General features: G+C 63.4%; 6 protein-coding genes and 1 pseudogene. 2 read left to right on the forward strand and 5 right to left on the reverse strand.

Annotation, left to right across the window (positions count from 1 at the left end; all coding sequences use genetic code 11):
* Positions 1-45: 45 nt before the first annotated feature.
* Entirely contained in the window at positions 46-1,350 is a 1,305-nt protein-coding gene (locus C265_RS12785) for an NAD(P)/FAD-dependent oxidoreductase (RefSeq protein WP_010814605.1), read from the forward strand.
* Between the two features lie 7 nt (positions 1,351-1,357).
* Here the strand turns inward: C265_RS12785 and C265_RS12790 are convergent, their stop codons facing one another.
* The gene (locus tag C265_RS12790; protein ID WP_010814606.1) at positions 1,358-2,017 is read right to left on the reverse strand and encodes a TetR/AcrR family transcriptional regulator; all 660 of its coding nucleotides are present in this window, start codon (positions 2,015-2,017) and stop codon (positions 1,358-1,360) included.
* Between the two features lie 371 nt (positions 2,018-2,388).
* Here C265_RS12790 and C265_RS12795 point away from each other — a divergent pair, with 371 nt between their 5' ends.
* A complete protein-coding gene (locus C265_RS12795; RefSeq protein WP_010814607.1) occupies positions 2,389-3,627 on the forward strand; it encodes a porin in 1,239 nt (412 codons plus the stop codon).
* Between the two features lie 113 nt (positions 3,628-3,740).
* Here the strand turns inward: C265_RS12795 and C265_RS12800 are convergent, their stop codons facing one another.
* The 4 genes and pseudogenes from C265_RS12800 to C265_RS12815 all read right to left on the reverse strand — a co-directional run.
* Complete coding sequence (locus C265_RS12800) at positions 3,741-4,667, reverse strand: MBL fold metallo-hydrolase (protein WP_010814608.1); 927 nt, start codon at positions 4,665-4,667, stop codon at positions 3,741-3,743.
* Between the two features lie 229 nt (positions 4,668-4,896).
* Positions 4,897-6,369, reverse strand: a complete 1,473-nt coding sequence (locus tag C265_RS12805; protein WP_010814609.1) for an NAD(P)(+) transhydrogenase (Re/Si-specific) subunit beta — start codon at positions 6,367-6,369, stop codon at positions 4,897-4,899.
* Entirely contained in the window at positions 6,366-6,716 is a 351-nt protein-coding gene (locus tag C265_RS12810) for an NAD(P) transhydrogenase subunit alpha (protein ID WP_010814610.1), read from the reverse strand. Before C265_RS12810 ends, C265_RS12805 begins: the two co-directional genes overlap by 4 nt.
* Positions 6,717-6,738: 22 nt before the next feature.
* A pseudogene (locus C265_RS12815) lies at positions 6,739-7,311 on the reverse strand (NAD(P)(+) transhydrogenase (Re/Si-specific) subunit alpha); the annotation flags it as partial.

The following is a 7,311-nucleotide window of genomic DNA, read 5'->3' on the forward strand; positions in this document are numbered from 1 at the left end:
CTTGCGAAACCCCTGCATCCCCCGAAACTCACTACGGATGTACTCATGACAGATCTGTACGATGTTGCCGTGATTGGCGCTGGCTTTGCGGGCGTTACTGCTGCACGGGACCTCAGCATGGCAGGCCATTCAGTGGTACTGCTCGAAGCGCGTGAACGGATTGGCGGCCGGACCTGGTGGGGAAAGGCCCTTGGCCTGCACCTCGATCTGGGCGGCACCTACGTGCACTGGACCCAGGCGCATGTGTGGCGCGAACTCAAGCGCTATGGCATCGGCCTGGCGACACCGATGCCGGTGACCAGAGCTTACTGGTACGCCGGCGGCGTGGTACACGTCGGGACGTGGGAGCAACTCCACCAACTGACCGCGCCGCTGGTCGCCCGCTTCTTTGCCGATGCCCGGATGCACTTTCCCCAGGTAGATGACCTGGCAGCCGCCGATGTCAGCGCGATCGACAGGCAGACCATCGGCGACCGGCTTGACGCGCTTGAACTCTCCGCGCACGACCGTGACCTGCTGGTCAACGCGATGTCCATCCTGGTTTGCTCCGAACACGAACAGGGGCTCGCGCAACTGCTGTTCTGGTGCGCGATCTGCTTCGGCAACTGGAGCGCGTTCAAGGAAATCGCCGGGCACTGGCCGATCGAGGGCGGCACCGGTCGCCTGATCGACGCCATGAGCGCCGAGTCGAAAGCCGAGTTGCGCCTTTCGACGCCGGTGGCCGCAGTCGATGACAATGGGCACGAGGTCATTGTGGCCACCCGCGATGGACAGCATATCCGGGCCCGGCGCGCCGTGGTGGCATTGCCGCTGAACATGCTGAGCGAGTTTTCCGTCACGCCTGCGCTGCCGCAACCCGTGCGCGCCATGATCGAACAAAAGAACCCGATCATGCCCAGCAAGATCTGGGTACGGGTCAGGGGCGAGATCGAGCCCTTCGTGATCTATGCGCCGGCGGGCAAGCATCCCATCAATACCGCCCATGCCGAACGCCGCGACGATGGCGATACGCTGGTGGTGTGCTTCTGCGCCGATCCCTCAACGCTGGACGGCAATGACCGCGAGGCAGTACAGCAGGCGCTGCGGGACTTTATTCCGGACATCGAAGTGGTGGACACCGTCTGCCAGGATTGGGCGAACGACCCGTTTTCCAAAGGCGGATGGATGCATCACCGCCCCGGCAATCTGACGCAGGCAGCTCCCTTGATGCGACGGCCCCACGGCCGCATCCATTTCGCAGGAGCGGACATAGCGCCGATCGGGGTTGGCGGCATCGACGGTGCCATCGAGACCGGCACCAGGGCTGCCGCTGACGTCGCTCGCGCCCTGGATGGCGCCCATCATCCCTGATCCGGTGCTACGCGCGCGCCGCCCGTCCGCCAGGCTTCTGCTCGCCTGGCACAGGCGCAACCAGCACCGCCAGGGCATCGATCAGCGCCCGCATTCGCTTTGGCGTGAATCGCTTGGGCTCGATGGGGTACATCATCATCCACCCGTCGCCCATGGCAACGAGCTGGTCGGTGAGGATGTCTGCCGAAATATCGTTGCGGACCGTCCCCCGTTCCTGAGCGTCCTTGACAATGGCGGCGAGCAAGCGGCGATAACGCGCGTAGCGCCTGGCGATGACTTCCGCAAACGCTGGCTCGTGTCGCCCCTGCGCCAGCAACTCCGATGTCGCCGGCCAGAACCTCGTGCTGCGGTCCGTCAGCCTGATCCAGCTTTCGAACGGCGCGAGGATGTCACCCCTTTCCCGGGCCGACTCCAGCATCGCGTCGAAACGGTCGAATGCGCTTTCCATCAGCGCCACCACCAGCTCTTCCTTGTTCGCGAAGTAATACGTCACCGCGCCAGTGGTGTAGCCCGCATGCTTGGCAACCTTGCGCAGCGATGCGTTGGCATATCCCTCCTGTGCAATCACCATTGATGCCGCGCGCAGCAGCTCCTTGCGCTTCGCTTCGCGGTCGCCGACCGGACGACCCCGGGTTGAGACCTGCTCGATATCGTCGTCGCTGTCCATTGTTCTGTTCTGTCTCTTGAAAATCTCGATAACTGGATGCCCACTGGTTAGCCGCCAGGAGCCTGATTTTACAGAATCGACGTTATGTTCTGATTCTAGCCTCTCCAGCGTTCTCGCCTCCAGCAACTCCCAGGTGCGGACCGTTCCATCCGAATCACGCAGCCTGCGTCCGCACACGCCAGCAAATGGCAACGCCTGTTCCCCTCTCCTTGCCGGGACCACGCAGGGAATACCCGACCTTTCTATTTAACATCACGCTCGTTATGCTAATTCAAGATTCGCGCGAATCGCCGGGCAGGACTTCAGAAAGAGTGCGCGGCCGATGTCCTTGCATGCGGCCGCCAGGCAACTGACAAACATGGAGATTGTTGATGGATGCATTCAGGCGTAATGCGTTGAGCAAGGATGATGCCGTCGTCATGGAACAGCGCCGTGAGGAGAAACACCGAGTGCCGCGCAATGTGGCACGCAACTGGGGCACGACGCCTGTTATCGCACTGGCAGCACTTGGTGCCTTCGCAGGCGCGGCACATGCTCAGTCCTCCATCACGTTGTACGGTACGCTGGACACCAACCTTGAGATCGATACCAACTTCAAGAGCGCGGGCGGCGGCTCGGCCAATCGATACGCGCTGAACGGCGAAGGCCTGTCTGGTTCGCGTTGGGGTCTGCGCGGCGTGGAGGATCTCGGCGGCGGCGTGAGCGGTGTCTTTGTGCTGGAAAGCGGCGTCGGCGGCGACGATGGCACCCTGCAGCAAGGCGGCCGCCTGTTTGGCCGGCAGGCATTCATCGGCCTGCAGAGCGCCACCTACGGCAAGATCACCTTCGGGCGCCAATACACCTCGATGCTCGAGGCACTGGCCAACTTCTCGCCGGCCGCCATGTCGAGCCTGTATGAACCCGTCATCGCCCAGATCGGACCGGTGTACCGCGAAGACAACACCGTCAAGTATTCCGGGACCTTCGGTCCGGTCAGCGTCGGGGCCCACTGGAGCTTTGGCACCGGCGGAAGCAGCGGCACCGTGGACCTCGGCCGCCTTGGCGGATCGGGAGAGGTTCCGGGCCAATTTCGCCGCGATACCGGATATGGTGCCCGGGCGTCCTATACGGCAGGGCCGTTCAGCGCTACCGTGACCTATGATCAGGTGAACCCGAGCATCATCGGCAATAGCAACTTCGCCGGTACCGGCACATTCAAGAAGGCCGCCGCAGCAGCCAGCTACGCCGTCGGGCCCGCGATCTTCATGAGTGGATACCGCTGGGGCATGTCGACTGCGCCGGGGCAGACACTGACGCGCGACAATCTGTACTGGGCTGGCGTCTACTACGAGATGACGCCTGCCCTGAGCCTGACGCTGGACTACTACTACCAGACGTTCCGGCCCTCGACCTTGCCGGCGCTGAGGCCTGCCGGCAATCCGAGGCAGCTGATGTTCATCGCCGACTACCGCCTCTCCAAGCGTACGGACCTGTACCTGACCACCGCCTATGCGAAGAATGCCGGCCTGTGCCTGGACACCGCATCCATTGCGTTCAACAACGGCTATCAGCCCGGTGCTGGCAAGACCAGCATGTTCGGCGCCGCACTAGGTATCCGCCACAACTTCTGAGCGCGACGGATATCCTCAAACCGTTGCCGATGCCAACCCGATGCGATGCTGCTTCAGCGATCTGCATCGGGACATGGCCCGAGCGCCACCGCCGAAATGGCCTCCAAGGTATGTCACCTCATCCGATAGACGCCGTCTTCACTCACCTCAACCTGCCCGTCAGCCAGCAGCTCCGCCAGATGCTGGGAAATCGTACGGGTCTCGGCGTTGACCACCCACAAGCCTTCATAGCCCGGCGGATACAGCAGCCGCAGGTCGACCAGCTGCGCCAGTGTCTTTGGCGATTCGCGCAGCATGGCCATCAGGCGCTGTTCGCGCTCGTCCAGCTTGGCCACATAGGCAGCGAGATCACGCAGGAAGTGCTCGCGATCGGTGTAGACGCCCCGGTGATGGGACGTAACCCAAACCTTGGCCGGAATCTCGGGCAGCCGTGCCAGGCTGCGACGAAAGTCCGCCAGGCTGGACCCCGCGTCGCCATAGTAAGGCCCAAATCCAGTCAGGTCGATGTCGCCCGTGAAAGCCACTCCCTCCGGTTCAACAAGAAGAACGGTGTGGCCCGCGGTGTGCCCTGGAAGGTGGAAAGCGCGAATGCCGGCCTGCCCCAGATCCCAGCACGCGCCATCGACGTAGCCTTGCGCATCAGGCCGCGGCGCATAAAAGAATTCGCGCTGGAACTTGAGCAGCGTCTCCGATGCGTACTCCGCATTGCCGAAAGCGGCGATCATGCCCTCCCAGCTCCTTGCCGCTGGTAAATCCAGTTCGTGCACATATACCGATGCATACGGAAGACGATGCAAACCGGCCATATGGTCCTCATGTACATGGCCCATCACCACCAGCTCGGTCGCGTCAAACTCGGGGCCGATGTAGTTCGCGACAAGCGGCGTGTCGAACGCCGCGCGAGTCTCCGAGCCTCGTATCAATACCTGATTTCCGTCGGGATACTTTCCGCTTTTCTCGCCGAAGAAGACCGAAACGCGCCCGAAATCCACGCGCTGGATGTTTCCCTGCATGTCGGAATTGCTAAAAGCTGTGCTCATGTCGATCATCCTCCCTGGCAGGCCGTTGCGATCTTCCTGCGGCCGAGGCGTTCCAGGAGCGGTCAGGCGCTACGCAACTCTGTTTTCAGTCTATTTATAATAACATCTGTCATAAAAATAGAGTGCCTGCAAACACAGACCGTATGATATTTTGGGATGGCCGTCTTAGAGCGGACGTGGCTGCCTTCGCCCAGTGGCTTGCACCACCTCCTCCCGGTCTTCGTCGGGATCAGTCCGTTGCTTTGAGCATATCCTCGACCACCTTCTTGGCGTCGCCGAACACCATCATGGTCTTGTCCATGTAGAACAGCTCGTTGTCCAGGCCGGCATAGCCGGCTGCCATCGAGCGCTTGTTGACGATGATGGTCTTGGCCTTGTACGCCTCCAGGATCGGCATCCCGGCGATCGGCGACTTGGGATCGGTCTTGGCCGCGGGGTTGACCACGTCGTTGGCGCCCAGCACCAGCACCACGTCGGCCTGGCCGAACTCGCTGTTGATGTCTTCCATCTCGAAGACCTGGTCGTACGGCACCTCGGCCTCGGCCAGCAGCACGTTCATGTGACCCGGCATGCGGCCGGCCACCGGGTGGATCGCGTACTTGACGGTCACGCCCTTCTCGGCCAGCTTTTCGGTCAGTTCCTTCAGGGCGTGTTGCGCGCGCGCCACCGCCAGGCCGTAGCCGGGGACGATGATCACGGTCTCGGCGTTGCCCATCAGGAAGGCGGCGTCGTCGGCCGAGCCGGACTTCACGTTGCGCTGCGCCTGCGCGCCGGCGGCCGCGCCAGCCGACGCATCGCCGCCGAAGCCGCCCAGGATCACGTTGAAGAACGAGCGGTTCATCGCCTTGCACATGATGTACGAGAGGATGGCACCGCTTGACCCCACCAGCGAGCCGGCGATGATCAGCATCGGGTTGTTCAGCGAGAAGCCGATGCCCGCTGCTGCCCAGCCCGAATATGAGTTCAGCATCGACACCACCACCGGCATGTCGGCGCCGCCGATCGGGATGATGATCAGCACGCCCAGCACGAAGGCGAGCGCCAGCATGACCAGGAACGGCATCCACGCCTGCGTCAGGAAGAACGCAATGCCGAAGCCCACCATCGCCACCGCCAGCAGCAGGTTCAGCCAGTGCTGGCCGGCAAACACCACCGGCGCGCCCTGGAACAGGCGGAACTTGTAGCGCCCGGCCAGCTTGCCGAAGGCGATCACCGAGCCCGAGAAGGTGATGGCGCCGACGAAGCAGCCGATGAAGAGCTCGATGCGGTTGCCCAGCGGAATGTCGTGCGAACCGGCAGCCGTGATGCCGAAGGCAGCGGGCTCCGCCACTGCCGCCACCGAGATAAACACCGCGGCCAGGCCGATCAGCGAGTGCATCGCCGCCACCAGTTCCGGCATCTTGGTCATCTGCACCTTCTTCGCCACATAGGCGCCGATGCCGCCGCCCACCACCAGCGCGGCCAGGATCAGCGCCAGGCCGGTGCCCGGCGCGGACGGGTCCGCCCCGCCGGACAACAACCCACTCTTCAGCTTGAAGATCAGCGCCACCGTGGTAAGCGCCGCGACCACCATCCCGGCCATGCCGAAGACATTGCCGCGCCGCGCCGTGGTCGGGTGTGACAGCCCCTTGAGCGCCTGGATAAAGCACACGGACGCGCCCAGGTAGGACAGCGTCACCATATTCATCGACAGGCCATTCATTGCGCCACCTCCGCCAGCTTTCCGCCGGGCTGCCCCTTGGCTTCGGGCTGCGCCCTGGGTGCCTTCTTCCTGAACATCTCCAGCATGCGCTGCGTGACCAGGAAGCCGCCGAACACATTGACGGCAGCCAGCGCCACTGCCAGCGTGCCCATGGCGCGGCCAACATAGCCCTCGGTCAGGCCGGCGGCCAGCATGGCGCCGACGATGATGATGGCCGAGATCGCATTGGTCACCGCCATCAGCGGCGTGTGCAGCGCGGGGGTGACCGTCCAGACCACGTGGTAGCCCACGTAGATCGCCAGTACAAAGATGATCAGGTTGATCACCGTGTGGCTAACCATTTCCATCGATATCTCCTTGAATGCCGGATCAGCTGGCCAGCGCCAGTTCTTCGCGCCGCGTCATCAGGCAGGCCGCGATGATGTCGTCGTCGGTATTGATCACGAGCTTGCCGTCCTTGTCGATCAGCAGCTTGAGGAAGTCCAGCACGTTGCGCGCGTACAGCGCCGAGGCGTCGGCCGCGATCATGCTGGCGAGGTTGGTGTGTCCGACCAGCACGACGCCGTGGCGCTCGACCACTTCGTCGGCCACCGTCAGCGGGCAGTTGCCGCCCTGCGCGGCGGCCAGGTCCACCACCACCGAGCCGGGTTTCATCTGCGCCACGGTGGCTTCCTGCAGCAGCACCGGCGCCTTGCGGCCCGGGATCAGTGCGGTGGTGATGACGATGTCGGCCTGGACCGCGCGCTGGTGCACCAGCTCGGCCTGGCGCTTCATCCAGTCCGGCGGCATCGGGCGGGCATAGCCGCCCACGCCCTGGGCGATCTCGCGCTCTTCATCGGTGAGGAAGGGCACGTCGAGGAACTTGGCGCCGAGCGATTCGATCTGCTCCTTGACCGCGGGGCGCACATCGGAGGCCTCGATCACCGCGCCCAGCCGCTTGGC

The organism is Cupriavidus sp. GA3-3, assembly GCF_000389805.1.
Classification (GTDB): domain Bacteria; phylum Pseudomonadota; class Gammaproteobacteria; order Burkholderiales; family Burkholderiaceae; genus Cupriavidus; species Cupriavidus necator_D.

What these genes read in the sequence shown, in the direction of transcription:
- C265_RS12785 (WP_010814605.1), top strand. Translation starts at nt 46, where the DNA reads ATGACAGATCTGTACGATGTTGCCGTGATTGGCGCTGGCTTTGCGGGC.
- C265_RS12790 (WP_010814606.1), bottom strand. Translation starts at nt 2,017, where the DNA reads ATGGACAGCGACGACGATATCGAGCAGGTCTCAACCCGGGGTCGTCCG.
- C265_RS12795 (WP_010814607.1), top strand. Translation starts at nt 2,389, where the DNA reads ATGGATGCATTCAGGCGTAATGCGTTGAGCAAGGATGATGCCGTCGTC.
- C265_RS12800 (WP_010814608.1), bottom strand. Translation starts at nt 4,667, where the DNA reads ATGAGCACAGCTTTTAGCAATTCCGACATGCAGGGAAACATCCAGCGC.
- C265_RS12805 (WP_010814609.1), bottom strand. Translation starts at nt 6,369, where the DNA reads ATGAATGGCCTGTCGATGAATATGGTGACGCTGTCCTACCTGGGCGCG.
- C265_RS12810 (WP_010814610.1), bottom strand. Translation starts at nt 6,716, where the DNA reads ATGGAAATGGTTAGCCACACGGTGATCAACCTGATCATCTTTGTACTG.